Genomic DNA, 2,552 nt, shown 5'->3' with positions numbered 1-2,552 from the left:
TGATTGTTTGTTTTTAGTTTGGTTTGGTAGTTGACTCATTTAGGACACTGCGAAATAAATGTTTATAAATGAAATCCAGATTCCTTTTTATCAGGTTATCATTCAGTCTTCAATATTTGGGGTACAGATTAGCTTTTAATCTTCATTTTAGGGATAGCCATCAATCGTTTCTCAAAGCTTCTGTAGGATTTATCCTTGCCAATGAGAGTATTTGCCTCAAAATTGTCACAAACGATATTGCGGCAAGGGTGAGGACAGGAAACACAAAAACACCTAGATCAAACCCTTTGCGAAAGGCAAAATTTTCCATCCATGATTGGCCAAAATAAAAAACGACAGGAAGAGAGATCGCACTTGCTATGATCAACAGTATCACATATTCCCTGACTAACAGAAACATCAACCCTGAAAGACTGGCGCCATGGACTTTTCTCACACTGATTTCCTTGCGGCGCTGAGCCGTAGAAAAAGTGACCAATGCAAATAACCCCAAACAAGTAATAATGACTGATAGCAATGAAAAAGATGTTAACAAGTCTCCAAATTGCACTTCAGATTTATACTGCTTTTCAAATTCTTTATTTAGAAAGAAGTAATCAAAAGGTTCGCCTGGAAAAAGAGAAAGATAGGTTTCTTCAAGGTGGTCAACGGATTCTTGAATTCCCCCCTTGGTTACCCTTGAAGATACATAAGAACATATATAAGGATTAATCGCAAACAGATAAGGTGAATTAGGCTGTTTTAGGGAACTCCAGTGAAAGTTTTCTATCACACCGATAATCTTCACTGTATCGTTAATTGCACTGATGATCAATTTTTCTTCAAGTGCTTTTTCCGGTGATCCCAATTCCAACATGTTTACAGCTTCCTCATTGATGATGACACCATCTTTATGCGAAGACATAGTGGCAGCGAATGGACTACCGGACATAAAGTCAAAGTCATAGGTTGAATTAAATTCATTATCAACAAAAATCACCGTGACATCCGATTGTTGATCCTGGGCTTTGCCCAATTTTCTCACCCCGCCTCTCCAGTTGAATCCGGTACTTGGTACATGCCCTGAACAAGTTACACTCTCAAAAGTATTATGCTCCTTTAATTCATCTTTCAAAACACGTAGCTTCGACGCTGAAAAGTCACTGTTTCTTGGCCCCTTTGCTACCAGTATCTTTTCCATTTCGATACCCAGGTCTTTGTTTTTCATGTAGCGTATCTGCTGATAAACAAAATAGGTGCCTGATATCAACAATAAGGAGATACAAAACTGAAATATGATCAGGCCTTTTCGCAAGGCAAAGCCCCCCATGCGTTGTAGTTTTTCTGACTTCAGCGCATTGATCACATGAAAGGAAGCTATGACGAATGCAGGATAAAACCCGGAAAGGAAAGATCCTAGCAGCAAAATAATGATCGCATACAACCAGAACGCCGGTTGACTAAAAAGCGTAAGATTAAGCTCCACTCCTACAATCGTATTCAAAGCTGGAAGCAATAAATAAGAAACACCAATAGCTAACATTGCGGACAACACATTTAATAAAATTGATTCCGCCATGAACTGAACAACGATTTGTTCTTTATACGCGCCAAACGATTTTCTTACCCCGACTTCACGTGCCCTTCTTATTGCTCTTCCAATTGATAAGTTGATATAGTTGGCCCATGCAATCACCAGAATAAAAATGCCTATTATGGTGAGAATTCTCACATTCAAAATGTCTCCATTGTTTGCCGCCAAATCTTCAGGAAAATCAGACTTAAGGTGTATGTCAGTCAAAGATTGCAACGTCATCTCCCATGAGACGTTGGCCTTTGCTAATTCTTCACCTATTTGATTGTCTACTAGTCGATTAAGCTTTTGAGTAACCACTGAAGCACTGCTGGCATCATCTACATTCAAATAGGTAACAAAGTTGGTCCATCCCCATCCATCACTGTTTTTATACTGATCGTGAGCCAACAGCATATCCATAGGGATCAGAAAATCAAACTTTAAGTGTGTATTAGAGGGTAGGTTCCCTAATACCCCCGTTATTATAAAATCACTTCTAACCCAATTTCCACTTACGGTTAATCTTTTGCCCATTGGATCCTCATTCCCAAAATACTTCTTAGCTGCTTCTTGAGAAATAACAATGTTGCTCTGCCCCTGAAGGCAGCTTTCCGCATCCCCTTTAAGCAATTGATAACTAAATAGTTGAAGGAAATTTTTATCAACGAAAAGTATGTCACTTTCTTCAAATGATCGACTTTCTTCTTTAATACTTACAATACCGCTTTCTTCAGGGTGAATCCTACTGTATCCCACAACCTCTGGTATGGTTTCAAGGCTTGACACACCAAGACTGAAGGGAGTAAAGGGTCCGGATGAGAGTATTTCATCATTTCGCAATTCTGATCGAGTCAGTCGGAATGTTTCATTTCCATTGGCATGGAATTCATCAAAACTCAACTCATAATTAACGTACTGAAATATTAAGATACCAATACTAAACCCTATGACAAGACCTGAAATATTTATGAAGGACATCATTCGATCACGCAAAAGA

At 38.8% G+C, this 2,552-nt stretch carries 1 protein-coding gene; it reads right to left on the bottom strand.

From position 1 onward, the window contains the following. Positions 1 to 160: 160 nt before the first annotated feature. On the bottom strand, positions 161 to 2,536 hold the full coding sequence (locus R8G66_05935; GenBank protein ID MDW3191880.1) for an ABC transporter permease: 2,376 nt from the start codon (positions 2,534 to 2,536) through the stop codon (positions 161 to 163). Positions 2,537 to 2,552 lie beyond the last annotated feature (16 nt).

The organism is Cytophagales bacterium (assembly GCA_033344775.1).
GTDB lineage: Bacteria > Bacteroidota > Bacteroidia > Cytophagales > Cyclobacteriaceae > JAWPMT01.
The sequence above is the reverse complement of the archived record's forward strand: the minus strand, read 5'-3'. Positions and strand labels throughout refer to the sequence as shown.

Bases quoted from the DNA above. Each gene is read 5' to 3' on its own strand.
- R8G66_05935 (MDW3191880.1), bottom strand. From the start codon at position 2,536: ATGATGTCCTTCATAAATATTTCAGGTCTTGTCATAGGGTTTAGTATT.